The sequence below is a fragment of the Neptunicoccus cionae genome (assembly GCF_002860325.1).
In the GTDB taxonomy this organism is placed as follows: domain Bacteria; phylum Pseudomonadota; class Alphaproteobacteria; order Rhodobacterales; family Rhodobacteraceae; genus Amylibacter; species Amylibacter lutimaris.
Genome location: NZ_PKOJ01000005.1, coordinates 214,993 through 240,756 on the forward strand (window position 1 = coordinate 214,993; position 25,764 = coordinate 240,756).

The following is a 25,764-nucleotide window of genomic DNA, read 5'->3' on the forward strand; positions in this document are numbered from 1 at the left end:
GATGGCAGAACCGGAAGACGATGGCTCCAAGACCGAACAGGCCACGGAACAGAAGCTGCGCAAAGCCCGCGAAAAAGGCGATGTGCCGATTTCCAAAGAGGTCGGCCACCTGTTGATTTATGGGGCATTGCTCGCGGCAATCGGGTTGTTTTTGCCCCAGCAGGCTGCTGTCGGGGCAGTCGCGCTCGGATCGCTGTTCGACCTTGCCGCCTCCATGGAAATCGGCTCCGGCCTCACTGCAATCCATGATCTGCGAACGGCGCTCGTTTCCCCGGTCCGGCAGGCAACAATTATCGGCGCGGGCGTACTTGGGATCATGCTTGCCGCCGCCATGCTTTCGGGTCTGTTGCAAGGTCCCTTTGTGGTATCCAAGGAAAGAATCACGCCGAAGCCGAACAAGATTTCTCCCCTTTCTGGTATAAAAAGGATCTTCGGCGTCAACAATCTGGTGGAATTTGGCAAGAGTTTTATCAAACTTGTGCTGGTCGGAATCCTTGTTGCAATCATCGCCCAAAGCGTGGTGAGCGCGATGGTTCCCGGGGGGCTTATGCTGCCGGAGTATCTGCCTGAGATGCTTACCAAACAGTCGTCGCTTATGCTCGCGTGGATTGTGCTTTTGATGATCCCGATCACACTGGCCGATATTGCGTGGAAACGATACCGGCACGCCCAGAAACAGCGCATGTCGCTTAAAGAGGTGCGGGATGATCTCAAGGACGCCGAAGGCGATCCCCTGATCAAGGCCAAACGGGATATGATCCGGCGTCAAAGGGCCCGCATCCGTATGCAGAAAACAGTTCCCACCGCCACTCTGGTGATCACCAACCCGACCCATTACGCCGTCGCCCTGCGCTATGAACGGGGTAAGGACACTGCCCCTGTTTGCGTCGCGAAAGGCACCGATCTTGTGGCGGCGAACATCCGCAAACTGGCCTACGCCCACGAAGTTCCCGTTCTCGAAAGCCGCGAACTGGCCCGCGCGCTTCACGCCACCTGTGATTTTGACCAGACGATCCCCGAAGCCCATTGGGCAGAGGTAGCGCAGCTTGTGTCTTTCGTTCTGGATCTGAAAAAGAAAATCCGCCGCAAACCACCGGCCGGTGCCAGTCTGCGCCATCTGGAAGACGAGTAACCCCTTAATCCAGTGTAATATTAACCAGTTTCTGATCGCCCGGTAGGCGGGAGCGTTCCAGAATGATCGTTGAAATTGCCCTTGCCCGCGTCGGCTGCATCAGGGCAATGATCGGGCCGGAATTGCGCGGCTCCATTGCAGAGAGCACCAGCACCGCCACCTCGATTCCAGCTTCATTCATGATGGTTGCAGCCTGAACAGGTTTCATGGCCTTATAGATATCCACAAGACGCGCCACATCGTCCGTGTTTTCCCGCACCGACCGGCTGAGCAGGTGGTCCAGTTCGTTTTTGAGCGCGGTCAGTTCGGCAGCTTTGGCATCAAGTGTGCTCTGCGCGAGCGCGATTGTCGCTTCCCGCTCGTCCAGTTGCTGCTTCCTTTGCGCCAGCCTGTCCCGCTCCATTGCGATCGCCACCAGAAGTTCTTCCGGCGTTGCGGGGGCAGCCTCTGCTCCGCTCTGCTCAACCGGTTCGCTTTCGGCCACCGTTTCCGGTTCCGCTTCCTCTGCCGCCTTTGCCTGAGCAGGGCTGGCACGGAAGGCATCATAAATGGCGGCCCCCTTAAAGCTGGAGAGCCCCGCAATGATGATAACAGTTGCGGTCAGCTTCTTGCCCATCACTTCACCTCTTTTCCAAAGGCTTTATAGAATATCCGCGACAGATCCTCTTCTTCGGCAGCCTCGGGCTGCTTGCCGCCAGCGCGCGTGGTCTCGTCAAGCTGGACGCTGAAATTGCTTAGGCTTTCTTTGTGCTTGGCAATCGCAGCTTCGTAGGCTTCCAAGGTTGGTCCAACCTCCAGAAGTGCGGCGCGCAGCCTGTCAATCTTGCGGTTCAGCCGGATAACAAAGATACCAAGCGCAATCAAAAGGACCAGCAGGACGCCGTTTACGATCAGATCGTTCATTCTTCACGCCCCTCCGCATCCGGCTGCTGGATTCCAAGGGTATCAGCCTCAGTCGGGTTCAGATCGCCCCCTTCGATCTCACGCACGACCCGGAAACCAACGCGCCCGCCTTTGTGTTTACCCGCATACCCCTGAAAAACCGGAATACCCGAGCAGATTATGCTGATTTCCTTGTCTTCGGAGACACCAAGATCAATGACTGTTCCCGGTTTCCATTCAAGAATATCAACCAGTGGAATACTCAACTGGTGCACCCGTGCGGTAACCTTGACGCTGGAACCGTTGATCGTGCTCAGGATATGCTCACGCCAGGATTTATCCCCGCCCAGCTTGTCCCCGAGAAACACTTTGGAGAATTTATCCTGCACAGGCTCTAGGGTTGCCATGGGAATTATGATCGAAAAACTGCCCTTGCACGGACCGATCTCGACAGACATCTTCCCTACGGCACAAGGGGTTTTACCACCTTGCATTGCCGCCATTTGCTGGGGTGTTTCCATTGTATCCAGCAGAAAGCGCGCCTCGGTCAGGCGGGACACATTCGCAGAGAAATCGGTAAGAACAACTTCGACAAGCTGGCGCGCGATGTGGCGCTCTATCACGGACACAGGACGTTTCGGGGCGGAATCAGGGCGCGGCGTCCCGCCCATTTGCAACTCCAGCGCAGAAAAGATCATTCCACTGTCGAGACTGATTGCAAAACTGCCGTCCCATGGCTTTGCCTCTACGTTCGCGCAAATGCCAAACGGATCGAGTTCGCCTGCAACGTCTTCCCAGCTCCGGTATTCCACCTTGTCAAAATGGATGTCGCACAGGAATGCAGCCTTGGATTTGAACGCAGATACGAGCGATACAGCCATCCGTGCGAAAATGATGTCCAACATCGGCAGTTCGACAATACCGGCAGACGCCTGAGAGATCAGCTCTTCCTGAATAGAGCGGGTCATCTCGGAATCGGTCTCTGGTAATGCGGTCGTGTTGGCTTGCATTCGTTTTCTTTCGTTATTGAATCACGAAATCCTGAAAGAGGATACGTGAAACCGTGCGGTCTTCAAGCCGTGCGGCGGCGCGGCGTTTCAACTCGCTGCGCATGATGCTCATGCCCGCGCTGCCAGACACGTCGCGCACGGACAGTTGAGACAGATATTCGACGAAACTGTCCCGCAGAAGGGCTTTCATCTCGTCCGCGGACAATCCGTCTTCGGAATCGGTTTCTTCCAGCAGCACAATCGGGTTGACCAGCAAATGCCGCTGGATGCCGCCACTTCCGGCCTGAAGGGAAAGGGTAATCCGGCCAACATCCACCTGCACCATATTAACCTTCTCGACAACCTCAACCTTTTCGGTTTGGGTCGGGGTAAGCGTTTTATAGGCGAAAACACCCGCAACAGCCCCGGCAACAAAACCCGCCAGAAGCAAAACAGCAATCAGTTTCATGCCCTTACCGCTCTTGGCGACGTCCGGTGGTGAATCAGTCATGAAAAAGGGCCCAGCACGTTTAGATTTTTCGCAAATGTATCGTACTCGGCACCCAAAGGAAAGCGCCCCAAGACCGTGCGTATGCGAATAAACAACTTGTAGCTGTAGGGCTTAAAGAATATTATTTTTTCTAAATTCGCAAATGTATCCGCTCCGAAAAAGTCAGTAAAACTTTGAACAATCTTATCGAGAACCTGAAAGGGCTGGGGCGTAAACGTCTTATTCTTATGGGAGCGACAGCTCTCGGCCTGACCGCCGCCCTTCTGATCGGGTTGAGCGTTGCGATGACTCCCAATCTCCGGCCTCTGGTGATGGACGCCAGCGCCTCTGATTCTTCCCGTATGGTAAGCGAACTTGAGAAAGCCGGGTTCTCTCCTCGAATCTCTGCCGACGGGACCATGTTGTCCCTGCCCGAAAACGAAATAGCCCGCGCCCGCATGGCCCTAGCGCAGGCTGGTTTGCCCGCCGAGGGAAACGCGGGATGGGAATTGTTCGACCAGAGTTCCGGTCTGGGGATGAACAGTTTTCTACAGCAGATCAACCGCTTGCGCGCCCTTGAAGGGGAACTCGCCCGCTCTATCGAAACCATTCGAAATGTTGAACGCGCCCGCGTTCACCTTGTTCTTCCAGAACGGGAAACCTTTTCTCAGGAACGGCCCGAGGCCTCGGCCTCTGTTGTGATCCACGCCAGACGCGGCACTCCGCTGGACCGCAGTCAGGCTTTGGCCGTGCGCAGTCTGGTCTCCGCTGCTGTACCACGGCTCTCTCCGGATCACGTAACGATTCTGAACGGGTCCGGTCAGGCGATTCTCAGCGAAGAGGATATTTCCGAAGGCACCGGCCTGAATTCCGCCCGCGCCGAGATTGAAGAGCGGCTCCGCCGGAACGTTGAAAGCATTCTTGCTGCCCATGTGGGTGCTGAAAACGTTCGCGTCCGCGTAACTGCCGATCTGGATACATCTCGGGAAGTCGTCGTTCAGGAATCATTTGACCCCGACCAGCAGGTGCCCCGCTCTGTCGTTTCGGTCACCGATCAGTCCCAAACATCCGACGGCGCCAACAGCACGGTAGATGTGGCCAACAACCTGCCGGGAATCGACAACGGTGCTGGGGCTGCCGGCCGGTCGGAATCGAGCACATCGAGCCGTGACGAAACCTCCTTTGAAATCGGCAGCACCCGTTCGGAAATGATCCGCGAGCCCGGTGCGATCAAGCGTCTGACTGTGGCGGTCGTCGTTAACGGGATATGGAACGATGAAGGCGAATACACTCCGCGCAGTGCCGAAGATATCGCCCGCCTGACGGCCCTTGCCCATTCAGCCGCAGGCATCAGCGAGGAACGGGGCGATCAGGTAACGGTCGATTCGATGCAGTTTGCTGTGGGCGCGACCCCGCAAGGCGATAGTGCCGGAGGCGGCCTGACCGATGTGATTGCGATGAACTTCGGATCCATCCTGCGTTCCGTATCTGCAATTGTCGTTGTGGGCCTGCTGCTGTTCTTTGGCATTCGCCCCCTGATGCGGGCGGTGAACAAAATGATGGCTGAAGCAGGGGACGCGGCAGAAGCCCAAACCGGCGCGGCGGCGCAAAATGCAGAACCTACCCTGCGGGACGCCACAACCGGAGAGCCCGACGAGACGACTCCTGATCCTGACAATCCACCAGAAACCGTGGAAGAGGACGAAGAATTCGTATCCATTGCCTCTGTTTCGGGCAGTGTGATGCGACGCCATATCGACGGCTTGAACAAATTCATTGAAACCGATCCTGAAACCTCCCTGCGCACGATCCGTGGCTGGATCAACCAGAAAGGCTGATCGTTAAAATGAAAAGCATTCTGAGCCTGCCTGATCTGGACGAGGAAGACCGCGTCGAAGCGGTTCTTTCAGTATCGCGAGACGAAAACTTTACCCGCAAGGAAATGGATGCCGCAATTGCCGAAGCTGTTGAGGCTGCCAGAGCCGAGGCCCGCGAGGAAGGCTATAAGGCAGGCGAAGCGGCAATGCTGCAAAGTGCCGAAATCAAGCGGGTCGAAATGCTCGAAGCTCTGGCCCCGAGACTTGAAGAACTGTTTACAGAACACAGCACGTATTGTGCCGCTCTTGAACAGGAAATGACGCTGTTCATGCGGGACTTCTGCGAAAAACTGTTTCCTGATCTGGTATCCATACTGGGGCGGGATCGGGTCGCTGCGGAGCTGGTAGACATTTCCCGCCGCGCAATGGGAAGCCAGTGGCTCGAAGTGCGCGTGCCCTCCGGTTACGGGTTTCTGGCGCAGGAATTTGCCCGCCCCAAGGATGCCAAAATCGAACTGAAAGTCGTCGAAGACCCCAAACTGCGCCCTGTAGCGGTAGAAGCCAATTGGGAAAACGGCCGCTCGGAATACAACTTTGACAATCTGTGCGGGGACATCCTGCTTCTCTTGAAGAACCCTAAACCTGATCCGAAATCATCTGGAAAGCGATTATGACAGACGAACCCCGCAGCATTCTGAACGATCTCGCTGCCGAAGAGATCGACAAACTTTCGTCCGGAAAGGACGGAGACGGCGGGCAGAGCGTAAATGCAATGCTGAACGTGTCTCTGGATGTTCAGGTTGTATTGGGCCAGACCCGTATGCCTGTGGCACAGCTTTTATCCCTGACCCGCGGGTCGGTTGTGGAACTGGACAAGCGGATCGGCCAACCCCTTGATGTGATGATTAACGACCGGCTCGTTGCGCGCGGGGATCTGGTGAAAATCGGCGATGGCGGATTGGGTATTAACCTGACCGAGATCGTCAAAGACCACGTTTCGGAGAGCCGTTGATGCCATCGGGCGCGCTGAACCACAGTTTACTGCGGATTGCAGCCGCCCTTCTTATTGCCGGCTTGGCACTCGCGCTGGGGGCGACGGTGGTCGCTGCACAGGACACCGGCGTTGGTTCCCTGATCGGAGATCTTGCCGACGCGCTTGACCCGAACGCCGATGAAAGCGGCGAACTGTCAGGGCGTCTGTTACAGATGTTCGGCCTTCTGACGGTTCTGTCTGTTGCGCCGGGTCTGTTGATCGTCATGACCTCTTTCACCCGCTTCGTGATCGTGCTGTCGATCCTGCGTATGGCCCTTGGTCTGAATCAGTCCCCGCCCAATATGGTGATCACCTCGCTGGCGATGTTTCTGACCTTTTTCACCATGCAGCCTGTATTTCAGGACAGTTGGGACAACGGCCTTTCCCCCCTGATCGCCGGATCAATCACCGAAGAGCAAGCGGTAGAGCGCATTGCAGCGCCGTTCCATAAATTCATGGCCAGCAACACCCGTGACAAGGATCTGTCGCTGTTTCAGGGCTTCTCGGTGCAAAACGGCACCGTTGATCCTTCAACGCCTCTGGAGGATCTGGTCGAAAACGGAGAGATCACCCTGCCCGCAGATCGGTCCGAACTGGCGTGGTCCGTGCTGGTGCCCTCTTTCATGATCTCTGAATTGCGTCGCGCTTTTACCATCGGTTTTCTGATCTTTGTTCCCTTTCTCGCTATTGATCTGATTGTAGCCGCAATCCTGATGGGGGCCGGTATGATGATGTTGTCCCCCGTCCTGATTTCCCTGCCCTTCAAAGTGATCTTTTTCGTTGCGATCGACGGCTGGTATCGCCTTGCCGGTTCATTGATCCAATCCTATGCCGCCGGTTAGTACCGGCCGCGCCCTGACAATATGGAGCCCCTAGCCCATGCAACTCGACATAGAAGAATTCTCGCTCTCGGGCGCTGAAAAAGCCGCCGTTCTGTTCCTGTGCATCGGTGAGGAGCGGGGCTCGGCCCTGATGAAAAAAATGGCGCGTTCCGAAATTCAGGCGGTCATACAGGCCATGTCACGGCTGGGAACCATCCCTGCAAGCGTGGTCGAAACCGTCATCCGTGACTTTTCCGAAACCGTTTCCGGCGGGGCGGGTGTGGAAGGATCTGTCCAGATTGCCGAAAGGATGCTGTCCGGATTTATGACGGATGATGCTGTCACCGATATTCTGGGCGATCTGCGCTCGCCCACCCACGGGCAGAACGTCTGGGACGCTTTGGCGGCAGTCAACGAACAAACGATAGCCACATGGCTGTCCGGAGAACATGACCAGACGATTGCAGCGATCATGTCCCGTATGAAACCTGCGGTTTCCGCCCGCGTCTTGCCGCTGTTCGGGGCCGAACGGATGACAGAAATCACCACCCGAATGATCGGTCTGGGCAGCCTGTCCCGCAGTGTGCTGGAAAATCTGGAATCTGTTATCGTGACGGACTTCCTGTCCACTGCCACGCGAAAGTCCAACCTTGATCCCCACCAGCGGCTTGCGGATATGTTCAACAAGATGGACGCAGGCGCCTTTGAGGGGCTGTCGGCCAATCTCGAACAACGAATTCCGGCAGAGCTGGAAGAGATCAAGAAGAAGATGTTCACCTTTGACGATATGATCAAACTGGATGGTGGCGCACTGCAGCGGATCATGCGACTGGCGGAAGGCAACACGCTGGCGCTGGCCCTGCGGGGGGCGAAGGCCGATGTACGGGAGGCCTTCATGTCCGCACTCACCCAGCGGATGCGCGAGATGCTGGAGACAGAGATGAAAGAGATGGGACCGGTCCGTGCACGCGAAACCCGAGAGGCGCAGGCCGCACTTATCGACATCACCAATGATCTGGTCAGTCAGGAAGTCATCCGGCTGCCAAGCACAGAAGACGAAATGATCGAGGACTGATCCGAAAAAGAAACGCCGGACCCTGGCTCCGGCGCTTCGTCATTCATTACAGTTCAGCGCGTTACAGGTACTTTGACGCAGAAAATCCCTGAACCATATCAATGTCGATCGTGATCTGTGTGTAATCGGTTCCGTTGCTCAGAAGTGTGACCGCGGCGCTTTGGGTTTCCTGACTGTTTATCACATCCGCAAAGGCCGAATACTGTCGGATCAGCTTTTCACGCACTTCGGGATCTTGCAGTTCCTCGATGGAAAGGCGGCTTTCGAACATGGCCTTCTTTGCATCGATATCCGCACTGTCAAAAGCATCCGGCAGACCAAATGCTGTGGTGAAAAAACTGGTCAGTTCCACATCTGCGAGGATGGAATACCAGTTTGTCATGGACTGGATTTTCTGATCAAAGGTCAGCGCCACACCGACACTTTCGTTCACTTCGCTCTGGGTGTCGATCAGGCGTTGGGTGGTATAGCGCGCCACCATGCTGTCAATCCACTCGGCGTCCTGAAAATTTTCTCCGGCAAGCCCGTCGGTAGAAAAACCGAGTTCTTCGTTGATGCTGGTGTAATTGGAATCAGAGAGTTTATTGACCAGAGAGGAACTGTCTTCTGTGTCAGAGGTAATGATCTCTTTCATCATCGCCTTGGCATAGATTTCATCTTCCAGTCCGAAAGACTTCATCACGAAGCTGAAAACCTCATAGTCCTCAACCAGTTCGTCGATGGTACCAATCGAAGCAATCCGTTCGCGGAAGGCATCGATTTCCCGCGCTGATGTGGGATCGCGCTGCACGTCAGCTTCAAAGACTTCGCGGTTTTCACGGACCAGACTGATGCCAACAAACGGGGACAGGCCGCTGGTAGAGATCACGACGCAATCTCCTTGACCGGCGCAACAGCAGCCAGCGCCAGCAGTTCGTCTTCATAGGTAATAACCGGAAGAAGCCGGCGGTAGGCCGCATAAAGGTTGTTCGCTTCCACCAGCGCACGCGTGTCCCGCAATGTCTGGCCCTGACTCTTTGCCAATGCGGCTTCAAGTTCTGCAATGGCTTCGTAAATTCGCGGGAACAGCGTAGCCCTGTCATCCCGACTGACCATTGCAATCTGGATCAGATGGCACAAGCGGCGAACCGGTGTGCTGGCCATGGATTCCGCGAGGATTTCTTCAGCCCGCAACACATCAGACTGGTTTTCGATTTCGACAATCATCTGGTTGCGGCTGGCATTTCGCAGCACAGCACCGTTCACAACGACCCTGTCGCCGGCTTTCACTTTCAGGACCAGCCCCATTATGCCGCCTCCGACCCTTGGGTCTGAAGTGCCGCGATCAGGGGCGCGTTCACATCCATAAGTGCCTTAACAGTGCCCTGCCCGCTCAGAACCAGACTTGTCTGACGCTCTACAAAGATCGCCAGCGACAAAAGACCGGCGCGCAATTCAGGGGGAAGTGTGTTGCCGGGTCTGCTGAGATCGGCTTTGAACTCCAGCCAGAGCCGGACGTTATCATTCAGCGCTTCACGAAGCGGGCCTGCAAGAATGCCCAGTCGTGCGCCACCGGCTTCGGTTGCGTCATATTCGGACTGGTGGGCACCCAGACGCAGGTTCATCTGGCTTAGAATCCGGCGCTCGATCGCACGGGGTGTTTCTGTGGCTTTGATGGTTTTTTTATAGGCGGAAAGACTCATGAGGTATCACCTTCTGGTGGGGTTATGAGAAAGGCTTGATGTCTCCGACCCTGTTCTCAGGGTCGGAGCGCCAGATTTAGTAATCTCGGGTAAAGATTACTGGAACAGGCTCAGAACGTTGGACGGTGCCTGGTTCGCGATGGAAAGCGACTGAGTTGCCAGCTGCTGCTGTGTTTGCAGTGCTTGCAGACGGGCCGCTTCTTCTTCCATGTCCGCATCGATCATGGAACCCACACCGCTGTCGATGTTATCGGTCAGCTTGTTCAGGAATTCCTGCTGGTTCTCGATAGATTTCTCGGATTGACCCAGCTTTGTCGCAATGTCGGTGACGCTCGTCAGATAGCCTTCAGTGGTGGCCAGAACGCCCGCAAGGAATGCTTCGCCAGTCGCAGCTGTCTCTGCTGCTGTTGCAAAACCGGACGCAACACCTGCAAAACTGCCAACCAATGACGCCATGTCATATGCGCCAACAGCAATATCAGTTGTTGCATAAGTACCGCCCGCACGGGTGATACCAGTCACAACACTGCGATCGGTACTGACTGTACCTGCGTTGGCTGCGGCTGTTGTCTCGCTACCGTCTGTTGCGTCAATAGCCGCAGCAGTAACGCTGGCGTAGGTTCCGGCGCTCAGCAGGTCATCCCCGTTAAAGGTGGACTGGCTCAGCGTGGTTTCCATTTGCTTGACCAGTTCCTTCAGATCGTTCTCGATCTCTGTCTGGCCACCGGCTGCGCCTTGCGCAAAAGCAACCTTGTCAAGGAACTGCTGGGCAAGATCCTGAATGGTTTCAGAACCCAGACGGGCCGTTGCAACGGAGTTTTTCGTCAGGGTCAGACCTTCGTTGATGGACGCATAGGCAGAGCTGTCGCCCTTCATGGTCTCGGAGATCTGGAAATAAGCTGCGTTGTCTTTTGCAGATCCGACTTTCAGACCCGAAGAAATCCGGTCCTGAGTTGTGGCCATGTTGTCGTTCACTTCGCGAAGGGCCGAAAGGGCGTTCATTGCAGAAGTGTTTGTGATGATCGAAGTCATATTAAGTAGTCCTTGCTTTCTTGCTCTGGACACCGGTCATTCTACCGGTGGTAGGGATTTTTCCCATGTGAAGAAGAAGCGCTGGTCAGGTTTCCATCCGGTTTCCAAATGAACTCTACTTGAAGTTTATTTTTCGTTCGGCTGGATTTCGGTGCGCTTCCCTTCAACCCCGCCCCCGATTACGGGGCGGGATATTTCGGCTAAACGTCCGTTCCTTACTGGAACAGGCTCAGAACGTTGGACGGTGCCTGGTTGGCGATGGAAAGCGACTGAGTTGCCAGCTGCTGCTGTGTTTGCAGTGCTTGCAGACGGGCCGCTTCTTCTTCCATGTCCGCATCGATCATGGAACCAACGCCGCTGTCGATGTTATCGGTCAGCTTGTTCAGGAATTCCTGCTGGTTCTCGATGGATTTTTCGGACTGACCCAGTTTGGTTGCGATGTCGGAGACTTTTCCGACAACACCTTCAGTAGATGCCAGAACACCGGCAAGGAAAGCTTCGCCGGTTGCTGCTGTCGCATTGGTTTCAAAGTCGGTGCTTATAGCTTTGAAATCGCGCACGAGCTCGGCCATGTCATATGTGCCAACCACGATGTCGGTTGTGGCATAGCCAGTACCCGCACGGCTGATGCCCGTTACGACATTGCGGTCTACGCCGACTGTCGCATCACTGTTTACACTTGATGTCAGAGCACCAGTGCCCCCGTTAACCGCAGCTTCAGTCGTAAAGGTGCCACTATAAGATCCCGCACCCAGCATATCATCCCCGTTAAAGGTGGACTGGCTCAGCGTGGTTTCCATCTGCTTGACCAGTTCCTGAAGATCGTTCTGGATCTCGCCTTGGCCACCGGCTGCGCCTTGCGCAAAAGCAACCTTGTCAAGGAACTGCTGGGCAAGATCCTGAATGGTTTCCGAACCCAGACGGGCTGTTGCAACGGAGTTTTTCGTCAGGGTCAGACCTTCGTTGATAGACGCATAGGCAGAGCTGTCGCCCTTCATGGTCTCGGAGATCTGGAAATAGGCTGCGTTGTCTTTTGCAGAGCCGACTTTCAGACCCGAAGAAATCCGGTCCTGAGTTGTGGCCATGTTGTCGTTCACTTCGCGAAGTGCCGAAAGGGCGTTCATTGCAGAAGTGTTTGTGATGATCGAAGTCATATTAAGTAGTCCTTGCTTTCTTGCTCTGGACACCGGTCATTCTACCGGTGGTAGGGATTTTTCCCATGTGAAGAGGAAGCGGACCTCAGGTTTCCATAAGGTTTCCATTTTTCGCAAATTCGATTTTTTTTAAAATTTGCGTTCAAAACCCTTTCCGGGCGCCTTTACGTTAACATCACCACGTAACTGTCCGGTTTTATCGTAAACACCTTTCAGACTCTGCCGGCTGCGCAGATGCTCAATCTCGCTCAGGATGGTGCGGGAGGCGTCGGCCATGCCCCGCAAAAGGTGCTCGTTCAGTTCCAGTTGTTCCGCCAGATCGCGTACCAGCTTGCGCAATTGGGCCACGGCGGGAACATCTACAGCCAGAAACGGCTCAACCGCAGGCTGCTTTCGCTCCAGCGTTTCCAGCAGCTTTGCCTTTTCTTCGAAGAAGGAGGCAACAGTCGCTACGTCTTTGGCTTCAAGCGCATCGTTCTCCCGACGCAAAAGGCCGAGCGTGTCCGAAAGCAGCCCCTCGAACCGATGAATATTCTCTTCGTCTTCCTGTGTCAGACCCGCATTATCCGGCCCGCTGCGGGCCTTGCGCTCTCCCAGACGGATACCCAGACGGGAAAGAGCGGATGTGGGGGGCACACCGATCATTTACTATAGACTTTCAACTGGGCCGCAATCGAACGCGCGATCCCTACACCACCGGAGTTTGCCACTTCCTGCGCCATCGCATTGGCCAGCAACCCGCGAAACATCTCTTCCCCGTGCCCGCCTGCCGGATCGGGAATGGCCTGCGCCAGCATCGCTGAAAAGGTGGTTCCCAGATAAGCCGCTTCAAAATCCTGCGCGGCTTTCTCGATGCTTTCCTGTTTTCCCAAATCTTTTGGTTCTGCCCGCAGGGTCTGAAAAAGGGGAATTTGCAAATCCATTATATGATCTCCAGTTCGGCATGCAGCGCGCCGGAAGCTTTGATCGCCTGCAGGATCGAAATAATTTCCTGCGCCCCGATTCCGATCGCATTCAATCCGTCTACCATTTCTCTCAGGCTAACCTGTCCACCGACCAGCGCGAAGCCCGAATTTTTCTGTTCGACCTGAATTTCAGTGCTGGGAACGATTACGGTTTCCCCGATGGAAATAGGCGCGGGCTGGCTGACAAAGGCGCTTTCCGAAACACTTACCGTTAATCCGCCCTGACTGATCGCCACTTCGTCAATGCGCACGTCAGCGCCAATAACAATCGTACCGGATTTGGCATCAATCACAACTTTTGCGGGGGTATCCGGTTGCACCGACAGATTTTCGATTGCCGCCAGCATCTCGGATATATCGCCCTTGCCCATCATGGACACTTCGATCGTTCCCGGATCAAGCGTGACCGCCCGTGCACCTTTGGCCTGCTCATTGATAACGTCTTTTATTCGCAAAGCTGTGGTGAAGTCAGGATTGCGCAGGGCCAGACGTATGCTGGCCATTTCCTGCAAATTAAAATCAATTTCCTTTTCAACAATCGCACCGCTTTCGATACGTGCCACGGTTGGCACACCGCTGGTTACTTCCGCCGCGGCCCCCTGAACCGAAAAGCCCCCGACCACAAGCGCACCCTGCCCGACTGCATAAATTGCACCATCCGCCCCTGACAGAGGCGTGACCAGCAGCGTGCCGCCCCGCAGCGATTCTGCATCACCCAAAGAGGCAACGTTTACGTCGATTTCACTGCCGCGTCGGGCATAGGCCGGCAATTCTGCCGTGACCATAACAGCGGCAACGTTTTTCGTGTTCAGGCCCTCGTCGCTCAGGTTGCCGACGCCCAAGCGGGATAGCATGCCTTCGATTGATTTTCGGGTAAACGGAGAGTTCCGCATACTGTCGCCCGTCCCGTCCAGACCGACGACCAATCCATAGCCGATCAACTGGTTCGCCCGAACGCCCTCAAAGCTGACAATATCCTTCAGCCTCACCTGCGCCTGCGCGCTGGCAGCCGCCAGCGTGAACGCTAAAACGAGAAATAACCTTGCGAGCATTGGGCAGCCATCCATTCCGGTTTCCGCAAATATCAATTCAGGGCTGGCATTCAACCTTCGACCCGAAAAACCCATTAACGGGATAGGGACGGAGATTTCTTTCCGATTGGTCCTGTATTGAAGCCGTTTGCCTTGCTACTGTAGTCTATAGTTATTTTTTCGCAAGTTCCAGAAAGAGACCGGATGCGCGTAATTCTACATGATCCCGACGAAAATCGCAGGTCGTCCTTAATCGCGGCTTTCCGGAAAAACGGGATCACCGCCGAGCATTTACCAGAGGCTGCCATACTTAACGGCAGTTCAGGGCTGGATGAGACTGTTGCGGTCCTTCTTCCGGTTGTTCTGGCCTTTGACGCGAACGACGATGCAAACGCTGCAATTCAGAAATTTCGCAAGTCCGGTGCGAAAAATCCGCTGTTGGTCTTGCAAGGCAATGTCAGCGCAGAGGGACGCGCAAGCATACTGGATGCCGGAGCCGACGATGCACTGAGCAGCCCGTTCAATTCCACAGAGATTACCGCGCGGCTTCGGGCTCTTGCGCGGCGCCAGTTTGGTGTCCGCACACAAGAAGTACAGGCCGGTGATCTGACGGTGTTTCTTGACGGTCGTCATCCGGATCTTGCCGGACAAACCATCAAAATTTCCGCGAGCGAGCAGACGATCCTTCGTATTCTTGCCCTTAATGCAGGTAAAGTCGTCCACCGCGAGGTTCTGTTCGATGCGCTTTATGCCCTGTCAGATTACCAGCCCTACGCCAAGGCGCTTGATGTTCATATTTGCAAGCTGCGGCGCAAAATTGAAAAGCTGTCCGGCAAGGGTGCAAGCGGTATTCACACTTATACCGGACAGGGTTACGCGCTGGAGACCCCTGCGCGGCGCGAAGAAACCCTAGCACTCTGATCCGACGTTCAGCTAACAACCGTAAGTTCGGTGGGCGTGGAAATACACAAGCACGTCCCGTCCCGCAGACGGTTGCGCAGACGGCTCCACCGTACCGAAACCCCGTCGTGAACCGCTGTCATTACGGTATTAATTCGCGTTTCATCGTCGGGATAGTAATACCCGTGAAGAGATACGGGATAGTTTTTCGGACAAGCATGCAACACGAAAGCATCGAGGGTTTCTTCCGAAGCTTCAAGTCCGTCACCTTCTGCGAAATACCCGCTTACATTCTGTCCGTATACCTCGATACGGGCCAGTTCGGCGGAAACAGGTATTATTCTGATCCGATTGTCTGCACCTGTCGTCAAATCAAAATCCTGCAGAATTTGGTGAATACGGGCAGCAGCGCTTTTGTGGACCGGCCCGAAACGCAACCGTCCCTCCTCTTGATCAAAGTCAACTTCGAAGAACTGTTCAGTGAAAACGGTTTGATGAAACATCTGCTGGTATTCCTTCTGAAATACGGTCGCGGTTATTAAATTTGATCATACGCTTGGTTGGTCAACGAATGGACGCAGCCGATACGTTCAATTGTATCGCGAAGGACACTGCCGACAACTCGCGTCAAGGTATAGAGATACGGGATTACTCCCGCTGCGGTGTTCCTGTCTTGTTAACCCGCTGCAAAGTTTCCCTCTAGTGGAATGTTAAATAACCCGACGACAAAAACCCTAAATGCTAAAGTTTCAGCCATTTTATTTTTAGAGTGTGTGCAAATGACATCATTTTATGCGGCCGCCGTTTTACCACAGCCTATCCGATGCGGAATCACTGACCTCAAAACCAGAAGTAGTCTCTCCTGAACCGGCGATTCTTGGCAGACCAGTTTCGAAATCCCATAGGCTGATGCCCTGAAACAGCCCGTTAAAATTCGAGCGTGACACGATCTGCAGGCACATGAAGCGTCTGGAAATAGAAAGGGCGCTGGTCGGACAGAAAGGTAGTGGCTTCGATTTTGAAAAACGGTCCGTCCATTGGCAACTCGAAGAGCGCCGCCTGTCTGACATCAATGTCCTCCAGCGACACCGAGCGTTTGCCCTGCACAGCCACAACGCCAAGGCGCGCTTCTAGAATTGTGCGCAGGTTGGACTGGCGCAGGGAATGCGCCGCAAGGCTCGCAGCGGGTACAAGCCGCGCGTCCAGGATCATCTCTGCCCCCACCCGCAAGTCATGGGTGCCGATGATGCTGCGGCGGATTACAGTATATTCCGGGCATGCCCCGAGATGGTCGCACCAAGGCCCTTTTGAATCCGTGCTGGCGATCTCGATTTTCTGGTTGATCATGCGAAAGGCATTTCCGGATTCAATATGGTGCATCCGGAAGTGCCAGATATTCGGGGGAAGGACCGAACAATCCAGCACGCGCGTTCCGTCACCGCGACGCCTTTTGATCAACCCGAGATCCTGCACCTGCCCCAAAGCGGTTTGCACCGTACCAAGGCTGACCCCCAGACTTTCTGCCAGATCCGTTTCCGACGGCAGCCGCAGACCCGGTGCAAGAGTCCCGCTATGAATGGCATTGACCAGCGCAACCCGAAGCGCCTGCCGTTTGGTCATGCCGTTCCGATCAATCTCTTGCAGCATCGCACGCTTTAAAGCCTTGTTGATGTCGGAGTCGGATTCGATCGTAGCCTGACGGTTCATGCGTTTTTCCTGCGCGCCATTATAAATGCGCGCACCATAACACCAATGGTCAGCGCCATAAACAGCAGCGCAACCGGAGACAGGATAGCTTCGACATATTTACCATTATAGAGCAACAAGGTCTGGCGCAGCGAAGTTTCAAACAGATCGCCAAGCAGAAAGCCGATCACCAGACATACGAGCGAAAAACCGGTCCGCGCCATTGCAACACCGATGCCCGCGAAAATCAGCATCACACCCACGTCCCAAAGGGATTGGGACGGCAAATAAACCCCGATGATACAGAAAAGGATCACCGGCGGAAGAATGACACCGCGGGGGATCACTGCAAACTGGACCCAGAGGTTAACCCCCAACCGCCCGACAACAAGATGGATCACATTGGCAATGATCATTGAGGCAAAAAGCCCGTACACCAGATCCCCGTGCAAGGTCAGCATGAATGGCCCCGGCACAATTCCATGCATCACCAGCGCTCCGATCAACAGGGCAGCGGCAATGTTACCGGGAATACCGAGTGCGATGGTCGGCACCAGATTGGCCCCCACAACCGCGCTGTTGGCAGCCTCGGTTGCAATGATGCCCTCCGGTTCACCGGTGCCGAACCTGTCACGGTTCGGTGATGCCCGCCGTGCGGCGCCATAAGACAGGAATGCCGCAAGTGTCACGCCCAAACCCGGCAGCATACCGACGAAAGAACCGATCATGGAGCTGCGCAAAATGGTACGCCAGTAAGAAAAGAACTCGCGGAATGGCAGGGCAGTTGCAGCCCCTGATCGCGGTTGTTCCAAGCTGAAACTCTCTCTGCCGCCGCTTCTGCCCAGCCCTAGCATCTCGATCACCACGGACGACAAGGCAAGTGCCCCGATTGCAAGGGACGTCAGGGACAACCCGTCGTAAAGGTTCACCTGACCGAATGTCATTCGCTGGCTGCTGTGAACAGGATCCAGCCCGACGGTTGCAAGGAAAACCCCCAGAAAAATAGCGATGATGCCTTTCAGGGGTGAATCTCCGGTGATGCCGGCAAGCAGGGCAAAGGCAAACAGCAAAACGCAGGTGTATTCCAGCGGACCGAATTGCAGGGCCACAGCGGCAAAAGGAACGACCAGAAGGATCAGCATGCCGTCGGAAATCATATCCCCTGTCACCGAGGAGAAAATGGCGAATTTCAGCGCGCGTTTGGCCTCGCCACGTTTGGCCATCGGATGACCGTCCAACGCGGTGGCTGCCGCCTCGGGCGTGCCTGGCGAGTTGAGCAGAATGGCCGGTATCGCCCCGCCGGAGGTACCGCCTTTGTTCACACCGACCAGAAACGCAATCGCGGCAAGCGGTGACATGTAGTAGGTTACAGGGATCAGCACCGCCATCGCTGTAACGCTGCCCAATCCCGGGATAGCCCCGATAACAATACCCAGAACAATACCGCCACAAATCGCGATAAGATTCCAAAGGGTGAATGCCGCTTCGAAGGCACTTGCAATCTGTTCGAGCATGACGGGTTCCTTAGGGGAGTTGGATCGAGAAAATCTGCCACACCAGCAGTTTCAGAAGGAGAGGCAGGCCAAGCGCGATGAGCCCAAGCAACCATTTGTGCTGGCGGTAGCGTGTAACGGCAATCGCGCAGAGGGTTGTGAACACACCGGCAGCAACAAAGCCGAGCCAGTCGAACAAAGCCAGCGTCGCAATGGAAAAGACAACCCAGCCCGCAAGCTCCAGCAGAATGCGGGAACCACCGCTGCTGGGTGTACTGCGATAGGCTTTCCAGTTGGTCGCCACCAGCGCGGTCGCGCAGGCCAGCACCACAAATGCCGTGATGTATGGGAAGGTAGAAGGTGCGATTTCGCCGCGACTTGCCGCGCCCGGAACGTTGCGGGGGATCAGCCAGAAGATCGCAAACAGACTGGCGACCATAAGGACAACGCCGGATTGGAAATCGAGGCGCCCTTTGGCGCCCCGATCTTTGTCAACTGCACGGGTCAATTTTGACCTGCAACTTTCTTGAGCCCCTCATAGGCCTTCGCAAGCTCTGCTGTTGCGCCTTCCGTACCAAGGAAGCTGAGCGGGAACAGAAGTTTCTCGGTCATAAGGCTCTGGAATTCGGCGTCTTCCATTGCTGCTTCTGCCTTTTCGGCCAGAACTGCGATGACGTCGGCAGGGGTACCGGCGGGAACGGCAAGAATTGCCTCACTTGGCATGGAGATTCCGTATTTTTCAGCGATAGAAGGAACATCCGGACTGGCCGCAAGACGGTCGGAGTTCATCGACAACAGCACTTTAATCGTATCGCCATACCGGCCGTGAACACCGCCGGACCATGCGAAATCAATCTTGCCGCCCAACAGGAACGGAACCATTTCGCCGCCCCCTTTTGTCGGGATGCCGTTCCACTCGATACCTTCCTGCTCGGCAATGTAATCGGTGAAGGCCCGCGAAAGCGTGCTTTGATCCCCATAGCTGAGCGTTTTGTCCTTGGAGTAGGAGATCAGTTCGTCCAGCGTATTAAAGGGGGCATCCGCCTTGGCAACGAGCGCCTGCTGGTAATTGGTGATTCTGGCGACAGTATCAAAACTGTCAAAGCTGTATTCCACATCCTGAGTCAGCGGCGGCCACATCAGGGAAGAAGATGTCGTGAAAATTACGGTGTACCCGTCAGGCTCTGCCTTGGAAACTTCGGTCGCGCCAATAGCGCCACCTGCGCCGGGACGCACACGAACAATAACGTTCTGCCCCAGTTCGTTAGAGAGGGATTTGCCGAACACCCGCGCCATGGTTTCAGTGGATCCGCCCGCTGCAAACGGAATAACAAGCGTGACCGGTTTGGAAGGGTAGTCCTGCGCGAATCCGGCAGTACCAGCCAGTACGCCAGCGACGGCAACAGCGATTATTTTTTTGAACATTCTGGAACTCCTTGTTGATGGCCTGACGTTACTATGGAGTTTTAAAAGCGCAAACAATTTCTCACCGACCCATCAAAATTGCAGCAGTTCTACTAAATTTGTCCAGTTATTATGCACCTTTAGTACAGATCCGGCTATTTCCACGGCGATAACGTAGTTCAAAAAATTACCCTATTGCTAAAACTATATAGGTATGTAACGCCTAAAGGAACAACACTACAGCGGAGAAGATTTCATGGCAGGCGACCTTAGGCCCGTTCGGCAAGACCTTATCGGAGAAGCAGTTTCAGCTACGATCCCGAGCGATGACCGGAGCCTCTACGGTTCAGCAGAGCTGTTTGGCCCGAAAACCGCTGAAGTGCGGACGTGGCAGACATTCCGGCTTGTTTATACAACTGGTAAACTGGGCATCGACGACACTGGCGGCATCCGCATCGCCTTCCGCTTTATTTCCGACGCAGGGTTCTTGCAAACAACCGATCCGGCGGCTCCGAACTATGTCAGCGCCCGCAGTACCGGCGGCGGAAACCTTGAACTTAAATACGACCGCATTGGCGGACAGCGTCCATGGAACGAAACCCTGACAGTCTACCAGCGGGGGGGCTACCTGAATCCGGGAGAGCAGATCGAGATCACTTTTGGCGAAACCTCGGGCGGATCATCCGGCCTGCTTATGCCAACGTTCTTTGATTCCGGTAGGGTCTTTCGGGTGATGGCGGATGTTCAGGCTACGGGCGTTTATGTGCCGCTGGTCGCCGATCCGCTCTATGTGTCGGTTGTTGCCGGTCCGCTGGACCGTTACCGCGCCGCCCTTCCGACCCTGCGTCGTCCGGATGAGACCTTCCACCTCGGGCTGAAAGCGGAAGATATTTGGGGGAACCCCACCTCCCAAGGGCCGACCCGTTTTTCTGTAAAGCCCAGCATGCCCGTCGAAGGCCTGCCCGCCCGGATCGATTTCAACCCCGATTCAGGCGCAATGACCCTTGAAGGATTGAAGTGTGCGCAGGAAGGCACGCTGACAGTGATCTTTCAGGATGAAGCCGGCCATGAAGTAACGGCGGGACCATTGGTCATCAGCAAGGGTGACGTCGCCCATTTCTGGGGCGACCTGCACGGCCAGACCGGCGAAACGGTCGGAACAAACACGGTCGAACACTATTTCGATTTTGCACGCAACAAGTCCTTTCTTGATGTCACCAGCCATCAGGCAAACGACTTCCAGATCAACGCAACCTTCTGGAAACATTTGAACGGACTTACAGCAGAGCTGAACGAACCGGGCCGGTTTACCGTTCTGCCGGGTTATGAATGGTCGGGCAATACTGCGGTGGGCGGCGATCACAACGTGTTCTATCTGGAAGAAGGCGCACCGATTTACCGGTGTTCCCATGCGCTGGTACAGGACCGCAACGATAGTGAAACCGACGCGCATACCCTGACGGAGCTTTATGCAAAGCTACAGGCCGAACCTACGGAAACGGTCATGTATGCCCATGTCGGCGGGCGCTATGCGAACATCTTCTTTGACCATGACGCTACACTTGAAGCGGCAGTAGAGATGCATTCGGCTTGGGGAAGTTTCGAATGGATTCTTACAGACGGCTTTCCCCTGCGCCGCCGTGTCGGGGTGGTTTGCAACAGTGACGGCCACAAGGGCCGCCCCGGCGCCAGCTATCCGGGCGCATCGGTCTTTGGCGCTTATGGCGGGCTGACCTGTTTTGTGACCTCAGAAAACACGCGCGAGTCGATTTTCGAAACGATCCGCCGCCGCCATACCTATGGCACTACAGGACCGCGGGTTTATCTTGATGTGTCCGCATCCCTGCCCGATGGCGGCACGCTGTTCCATCGCAATCCGGATGCGGTGCCAGATACGAAAACAGAACAGGTAGACAGCTGTATTCTGGGCGATATCGTCCGCTGCACCGGCGGTAAAGCAATGGTATCCGTAAACGTGAAAGCGCCGGTCGGCATCGTAAGCGTGGAGCTGCGGGACGGAACCGATGTGCTGCACAGCGAACGCACCTTTGGTGCCGATGATCTGGGATCCCGCTACAGGGTCATGTGGTCAGGCGCGGAATACCGCGGGCGGGGGCGCAATACAGCTTGGCATGGTCGGGCAACCCTGACCGGCGGGCGGATCGACGCGCTTGAGCCTGTCAACAAGCTGAACCCCGAAATGAAAATGGAAAAAACCGGATCGGCTGCGGTGGTCTGGCACGGCGTAACAACCGGCAACATGATGGGTTTTGATTTGCGGTTGGGTAATCTTACCGATGATGCGAGCCTGTCCATCGCAACAAATCACGGTAATCTGGACCTGTCGGTGTCCGAACTTGGATCAGACACGCAGGTGCTTGATGCGGGCGGACTGGAACGCAAACTCGAAGTCATGCGCCTGCCGGATGCACCGCTGGCACAGACTGTTTCCCTGCATCAAGAAGTTCGGATCGCACCCGAAGGAGATACCCCTGTCTGGGTTTGCGTGACCCTTGAGGACGGCAATCAGGTCTGGTCCAGCCCGATGTACCTGTTCCGCGACTGAACCGGCGAGATGAAAATGAAAGGCACCGCAAATATGCAACGAAAGAGGAAAACTTTGGGATGAAACCGGAAGACATCAAACAGATTCAGGCTCCCTCCAGACCGACGATTTCCCCTGACGGTAAAACCGTCGCCTTCGGAGAAAGACGGATCGAGAATGACAAGTATGTTTCCTCACTCATGATCGCCCCCACAGACGGGAGCGCACCGCCCTCTCCTCTGACAGACGGACCACGCGATATGTCCCCTGCGTGGTCCCCTGACGGGCAGAGGATTGCATTCCTGCGGACAGACGCTTCAAATCAGGCGCAACTGTGGACGGTTCAACCGGACGGAACAGGGGCCGTCTGCCACACAGACCACGCCGATGGTGTCGGCTGTTCGGTTACAACACGCCATCCACGGGGAATGGCCGCACCCGTATGGGCGCCGGACGGCAAACGCATCGCCTATCTGGCACGTACGCCGGATGCAAACGATACAGGCGGCAGTTACCGCCGGATCAAGCGGCTGCGCTACCGCATCGAACAACTCGGGTATGTGAACGACCGACGCGCACAGATCTATGTGCTGGATCTGGAAACCGGCGAGACAAAACGCGTCAGCGATCTGCGTTGGGACTATTGGGATGTCGCATGGCATCCTGACGGTCGCAAACTTGTTGCGGCAACCGAACAGCATGAAGACGCCGATCTCGACGAAGCAAATGATGTTGTGATAATCGATCTCGACGGTTCCGAAACCATCCCGACCGCGACATCGACAACGGTAAACCGCCCGACGTTTTCTCATGACGGTACAAGCGTTTACTTTACAGGGGTTGAATTACCGGACTCTGACCGTTCGGACGCCCGTGCCCGTAACTTCGGGCTGTGGCAGGTCGATCTGGCAAGCAAAAAACTGAAGCGTCTGACACCCGCGGAACCTTTCGATCTTGATGACGGCGCCACGCGGCCATTACCGCTGGACGCAAACGGTGTTCTTGTTGGCAACCTAGAACGCGGCGCGGTTTCACTGATGCGTTTTTCAAACGACGGAACCGAACCGTCCACAATCATCACGGGGAAACGGCAGGTCGGCGATTATGATCAGGCTGCCGGTGTGATCGTCACAACCATTTCAGACACGCAAACGCCCGGCGAAATTGTTGTCATTCGTGACGGCGTAGAGACACAACTGACCGACTACAGCGCGAAGATTGCGCCTTGCGGGGTTGTCGCACCGGAGGAAGTCGAAACAACGGCGCCGGACGGTTATCCGGTCCACGGCTGGCTGTACCTGCCGTCCGGTCCCGGGCCACACCCGTTGCTGGTCTACGTTCACGGCGGGCCTGATATACAACTGGGGCATACGCTTTCCCCTGATGCACAAGTCTTCGTCGATCACGGATTTGCTGTCGTCATGGGGAACCCGCGCGGATCAGCCGGTTACGGCGAAAGCCATGCCCGTGTGATCAAGGCGCAGGTCGGTACGGTTGATGCCGACGATGTCCTTGCACTGCACAAAGCAGTCTCTGCCCGTGCTGACATTGACGAAACACGAACCGGAGTACTCGGGGGATCTTACGGCGGCTTCATGACAGCATGGCTTGCCGCCCACCACGGTAGAAACTTCAAGGCCGCGCTGAGCGAACGGGGCGTCTATTCTTATACAAGCATGATGGGAACCTCCGATCTTGGCCTGTCTGGAACCAGTATGGTCGGGCGCGATCCCGAACAATGGATTGTGCAATCTCCGCTGACCTATGCGGACCAGATCGATATTCCTCTGATGATCATGCATTGGGAAGGAGACCGGCGCGTTCCATTCACACAATCGCAACAACTGTTCATGGCGCTGCGCGCAGAACGCAAGGACGTGGAATACATTGTCTTCCCCGGCGGATCACACAGCGCAGCCAAGAACGGCCCACCCCCGGAGCGGGTCGAGCGGCTAGAGGTTATAATCGACTGGTTTAACAGAAAAATACTCAATCCGGATACCGAGCTGGAAAAGTAACCCACAACAGAGCGCCGATAAATAAACCACAACAACCCAACGGCGCCGCATCCAACAGAACCAACAAGGAGCGAATGACAAGACATGTTTAAAAGAATGAAAACCGGTGCTTCCGCACTTGCGCTGCTCATCGGCATATCGGGCGCGGCTTTTGCACAGGATCGCGAGATCGTAGTCGCCCAAGGCATCGATATGCCCGGCTTTGACATCCACGACCACCGCAACACCGCTGTAGAAGCGGTAATGATCAATATGTTTGATTATTTGGTCATGCGGGATGAAAAAGGGGTGCTCCAGCCTGCGCTTGCAACAGACTGGGAAGTGATTTCGGACCAAGCCATCCGCTTTAATCTGCGCAAGGGCGTGTTATTCCACGACGGCACCGAAATGACAGCAGAAGACGTGAGTTTCTCGCTGGACCGAGTGACCAAAGATCCGAGTGTGCAGCTGAACCTGTTCTACAAGGCCATTTCAGATGTCGAGATTGTGGATGAATACACCGTCATCGTCCGCACCCACAAACCTGATGCCATCCTTCTGAACCGTATCAGCAATGTCGGCAGCGGTATCGTTCCAAAACACTATGTAGAAAAAGTCGGTTGGGAAGGTTTTGCCACAGCACCTATCGGGACCGGTCCTTTCAAATTCGTCGAATGGCGCCGCGATGATCGGGTGATCATGGATGTTTTCCCGGAACACTGGCGCGGGCGGGCGCATTGGGACCGGCTTGTTCACCGTACAATTCCTGAAAGTTCAACGCGTGTGGGCGAATTGATGAGCGGTGGCGTGGATATTGCCCTGCCGGTCCCCGAACAGGAACTTGCTCGGATCAATGCCACCGATGGGGTCGAAACAAAACCGTCACCCACCTCGCGGGTTATGAACCTGTTCCTCAATACCAAAGAAGGCTCGCCCCTGCATGATCCCAAGGTCCGTGAAGCCGTCGATCTGGCAATTGACGAACAAGGTTTGATCGATCTGGTTATGGGCGGCATGGGTGTCCCCACCCGCGCCTCTATTGTGCCCGGCATTACTGACGTTCCGATGGAACTCTTCGGGACCTATCTTTATGATCCGGAGCGCGCGGTGGAGCTTTTGAAAGAGGCAGGATACGGACCGGGCGAACTGACCATTCCCCTTGCAGGCCCGAAAGGACGCTATCCCCGTGATGCAGAATTGCTCGAAGTCATTTCGGTCATGCTCAATCAGGTTGGTATCAAAACCGAACTTTCCATTCTAGAGTGGAGCGCATTTCAGAGCCGTTACTGGGGCATCCAGAATATCGACGGAATGGTGCTGATCGGCAATGCGAGCCCGCTGGGCGACGGATATCAACAAACTTACCGGTTCGTCTGCGGCGCTCTCTGGAGCGAGATGACAGGGTGGTGTGACGAGCGGTTCAGCGAGTTGGTCCTTGCGGCAAGTACGTCTACAGATCGTGTAGAGCGTCCAAAGCAACTGGGCGAAGCCTACCACATCCTGACCGAGGGAAGGCCTATTCTGCCTCTGTTCCAGTTGGAAAATATCGTTGGCATGTCCAGTGCAATCGACTGGACACCTGATGCGAACGAGTCCCTGTGGATGTACCGCGCACACCCTAAAGGCAACTAACTTC

Annotated in this window: 27 protein-coding genes; 10 read left to right on the forward strand and 17 right to left on the reverse strand. The window is 55.4% G+C overall.

The window, feature by feature from the left end; genetic code table 11:
* The first annotated feature begins 1 nt into the window (after window position 1).
* On the forward strand, window positions 2-1,132 hold the full coding sequence (locus C0U40_RS13490; protein ID WP_101656318.1) for an EscU/YscU/HrcU family type III secretion system export apparatus switch protein: 1,131 nt from the start codon (window positions 2-4) through the stop codon (window positions 1,130-1,132).
* 4 nt (window positions 1,133-1,136) lie between these two features.
* On the opposite strand, the gene C0U40_RS13495 is transcribed toward C0U40_RS13490, so the two are convergent.
* From C0U40_RS13495 to C0U40_RS13510, 4 genes are read right to left on the reverse strand one after another with little or no spacing between them, the layout of a single operon-like run.
* The gene (locus C0U40_RS13495; RefSeq protein WP_101656319.1) at window positions 1,137-1,748 is read right to left on the reverse strand and encodes a MotE family protein; all 612 of its coding nucleotides are present in this window, start codon (window positions 1,746-1,748) and stop codon (window positions 1,137-1,139) included.
* Complete coding sequence (locus C0U40_RS13500; protein WP_101656320.1) at window positions 1,748-2,035, reverse strand: hypothetical protein; 288 nt, start codon at window positions 2,033-2,035, stop codon at window positions 1,748-1,750. The genes C0U40_RS13495 and C0U40_RS13500 overlap by 1 nt, the downstream gene beginning before the upstream one ends.
* On the reverse strand, window positions 2,032-3,024 hold the full coding sequence (locus C0U40_RS13505; RefSeq protein WP_101656321.1) for a flagellar motor switch protein FliM: 993 nt from the start codon (window positions 3,022-3,024) through the stop codon (window positions 2,032-2,034). Before C0U40_RS13505 ends, C0U40_RS13500 begins: the two co-directional genes overlap by 4 nt.
* Before the next feature lie 13 nt (window positions 3,025-3,037).
* Complete coding sequence (locus C0U40_RS13510; protein WP_101656322.1) at window positions 3,038-3,514, reverse strand: flagellar basal body-associated FliL family protein; 477 nt, start codon at window positions 3,512-3,514, stop codon at window positions 3,038-3,040.
* 146 nt (window positions 3,515-3,660) lie between these two features.
* On the opposite strand from C0U40_RS13510, the gene fliF reads away from it, so the two are divergent.
* The 5 genes from fliF to C0U40_RS13535 are packed head-to-tail and all read left to right on the forward strand — an operon-like array spanning window position 3,661 to window position 8,239.
* A complete protein-coding gene (fliF, locus tag C0U40_RS13515) occupies window positions 3,661-5,331 on the forward strand; it encodes a flagellar basal-body MS-ring/collar protein FliF (protein ID WP_286134991.1) in 1,671 nt (556 codons plus the stop codon).
* 8 nt (window positions 5,332-5,339) lie between these two features.
* On the forward strand, window positions 5,340-5,984 hold the full coding sequence (locus C0U40_RS13520) for a hypothetical protein (RefSeq protein WP_101656324.1): 645 nt from the start codon (window positions 5,340-5,342) through the stop codon (window positions 5,982-5,984).
* Window positions 5,981-6,322, forward strand: coding sequence for a FliM/FliN family flagellar motor switch protein (locus tag C0U40_RS13525; RefSeq protein WP_101656325.1), 342 nt, complete (start codon window positions 5,981-5,983; stop codon window positions 6,320-6,322). The genes C0U40_RS13520 and C0U40_RS13525 overlap by 4 nt, the downstream gene beginning before the upstream one ends.
* The gene (fliP, locus tag C0U40_RS13530) at window positions 6,322-7,185 is read left to right on the forward strand and encodes a flagellar type III secretion system pore protein FliP (protein WP_180957704.1); all 864 of its coding nucleotides are present in this window, start codon (window positions 6,322-6,324) and stop codon (window positions 7,183-7,185) included. Before C0U40_RS13525 ends, fliP begins: the two co-directional genes overlap by 1 nt.
* A gap of 37 nt (window positions 7,186-7,222) precedes the next feature.
* Entirely contained in the window at window positions 7,223-8,239 is a 1,017-nt protein-coding gene (locus C0U40_RS13535; protein WP_101656326.1) for a flagellar motor switch protein FliG, read from the forward strand.
* A gap of 61 nt (window positions 8,240-8,300) precedes the next feature.
* On the opposite strand, the gene C0U40_RS13540 is transcribed toward C0U40_RS13535, so the two are convergent.
* From C0U40_RS13540 to C0U40_RS13575, 8 genes are all read right to left on the reverse strand, one after another.
* A complete protein-coding gene (locus C0U40_RS13540; RefSeq protein ID WP_101656327.1) occupies window positions 8,301-9,107 on the reverse strand; it encodes a DUF1217 domain-containing protein in 807 nt (268 codons plus the stop codon).
* Window positions 9,104-9,526 (reverse strand): flagellar biosynthesis repressor FlbT, encoded by a 423-nt coding sequence (locus C0U40_RS13545; RefSeq protein WP_101656328.1) that lies wholly within the window; start codon window positions 9,524-9,526, stop codon window positions 9,104-9,106. Before C0U40_RS13545 ends, C0U40_RS13540 begins: the two co-directional genes overlap by 4 nt.
* The gene (locus C0U40_RS13550) at window positions 9,526-9,921 is read right to left on the reverse strand and encodes a flagellar biosynthesis regulator FlaF (protein ID WP_101656329.1); all 396 of its coding nucleotides are present in this window, start codon (window positions 9,919-9,921) and stop codon (window positions 9,526-9,528) included. The genes C0U40_RS13545 and C0U40_RS13550 overlap by 1 nt, the downstream gene beginning before the upstream one ends.
* Window positions 9,922-10,017: 96 nt before the next feature.
* Complete coding sequence (locus C0U40_RS13555; protein ID WP_101656330.1) at window positions 10,018-10,953, reverse strand: flagellin; 936 nt, start codon at window positions 10,951-10,953, stop codon at window positions 10,018-10,020.
* 215 nt (window positions 10,954-11,168) lie between these two features.
* Window positions 11,169-12,107 (reverse strand): flagellin, encoded by a 939-nt coding sequence (locus C0U40_RS13560; protein ID WP_101656331.1) that lies wholly within the window; start codon window positions 12,105-12,107, stop codon window positions 11,169-11,171.
* A 129-nt stretch (window positions 12,108-12,236) separates the two neighbouring features.
* Window positions 12,237-12,752, reverse strand: coding sequence for a hypothetical protein (locus tag C0U40_RS13565; RefSeq protein WP_101656332.1), 516 nt, complete (start codon window positions 12,750-12,752; stop codon window positions 12,237-12,239).
* On the reverse strand, window positions 12,749-13,030 hold the full coding sequence (locus tag C0U40_RS13570; RefSeq protein ID WP_101656333.1) for a rod-binding protein: 282 nt from the start codon (window positions 13,028-13,030) through the stop codon (window positions 12,749-12,751). Before C0U40_RS13570 ends, C0U40_RS13565 begins: the two co-directional genes overlap by 4 nt.
* The gene (locus C0U40_RS13575; protein ID WP_101656426.1) at window positions 13,030-14,139 is read right to left on the reverse strand and encodes a flagellar basal body P-ring protein FlgI; all 1,110 of its coding nucleotides are present in this window, start codon (window positions 14,137-14,139) and stop codon (window positions 13,030-13,032) included. The genes C0U40_RS13570 and C0U40_RS13575 overlap by 1 nt, the downstream gene beginning before the upstream one ends.
* 168 nt (window positions 14,140-14,307) lie before the next feature.
* Here C0U40_RS13575 and C0U40_RS13580 point away from each other — a divergent pair, with 168 nt between their 5' ends.
* Entirely contained in the window at window positions 14,308-15,024 is a 717-nt protein-coding gene (locus C0U40_RS13580; RefSeq protein WP_101656334.1) for a winged helix-turn-helix domain-containing protein, read from the forward strand.
* A gap of 8 nt (window positions 15,025-15,032) precedes the next feature.
* Here the strand turns inward: C0U40_RS13580 and C0U40_RS20110 are convergent, their stop codons facing one another.
* From C0U40_RS20110 to C0U40_RS13605, 5 genes are all read right to left on the reverse strand, one after another.
* Window positions 15,033-15,506: a hypothetical protein gene (locus C0U40_RS20110; RefSeq protein WP_145991940.1), complete on the reverse strand. Its 474-nt coding sequence runs from the start codon at window positions 15,504-15,506 to the stop codon at window positions 15,033-15,035.
* 424 nt (window positions 15,507-15,930) lie between these two features.
* Entirely contained in the window at window positions 15,931-16,710 is a 780-nt protein-coding gene (locus C0U40_RS13590) for a GntR family transcriptional regulator (protein ID WP_101656336.1), read from the reverse strand.
* Complete coding sequence (locus C0U40_RS13595) at window positions 16,707-18,203, reverse strand: tripartite tricarboxylate transporter permease (protein WP_101656337.1); 1,497 nt, start codon at window positions 18,201-18,203, stop codon at window positions 16,707-16,709. Before C0U40_RS13595 ends, C0U40_RS13590 begins: the two co-directional genes overlap by 4 nt.
* A gap of 10 nt (window positions 18,204-18,213) precedes the next feature.
* Window positions 18,214-18,690: a tripartite tricarboxylate transporter TctB family protein gene (locus tag C0U40_RS13600; protein WP_101656338.1), complete on the reverse strand. Its 477-nt coding sequence runs from the start codon at window positions 18,688-18,690 to the stop codon at window positions 18,214-18,216.
* The gene (locus C0U40_RS13605; protein WP_101656339.1) at window positions 18,687-19,607 is read right to left on the reverse strand and encodes a tripartite tricarboxylate transporter substrate binding protein; all 921 of its coding nucleotides are present in this window, start codon (window positions 19,605-19,607) and stop codon (window positions 18,687-18,689) included. Before C0U40_RS13605 ends, C0U40_RS13600 begins: the two co-directional genes overlap by 4 nt.
* Before the next feature lie 235 nt (window positions 19,608-19,842).
* Between C0U40_RS13605 and C0U40_RS13610 the strand changes: the two genes are divergently transcribed.
* From C0U40_RS13610 to C0U40_RS13620, 3 genes are all read left to right on the forward strand, one after another.
* On the forward strand, window positions 19,843-22,152 hold the full coding sequence (locus C0U40_RS13610) for a DUF3604 domain-containing protein (protein ID WP_101656340.1): 2,310 nt from the start codon (window positions 19,843-19,845) through the stop codon (window positions 22,150-22,152).
* A gap of 59 nt (window positions 22,153-22,211) precedes the next feature.
* Entirely contained in the window at window positions 22,212-24,149 is a 1,938-nt protein-coding gene (locus C0U40_RS13615; RefSeq protein WP_101656341.1) for a S9 family peptidase, read from the forward strand.
* Between the two features lie 84 nt (window positions 24,150-24,233).
* Complete coding sequence (locus C0U40_RS13620; protein WP_101656342.1) at window positions 24,234-25,760, forward strand: ABC transporter substrate-binding protein; 1,527 nt, start codon at window positions 24,234-24,236, stop codon at window positions 25,758-25,760.
* Window positions 25,761-25,764 lie beyond the last annotated feature (4 nt).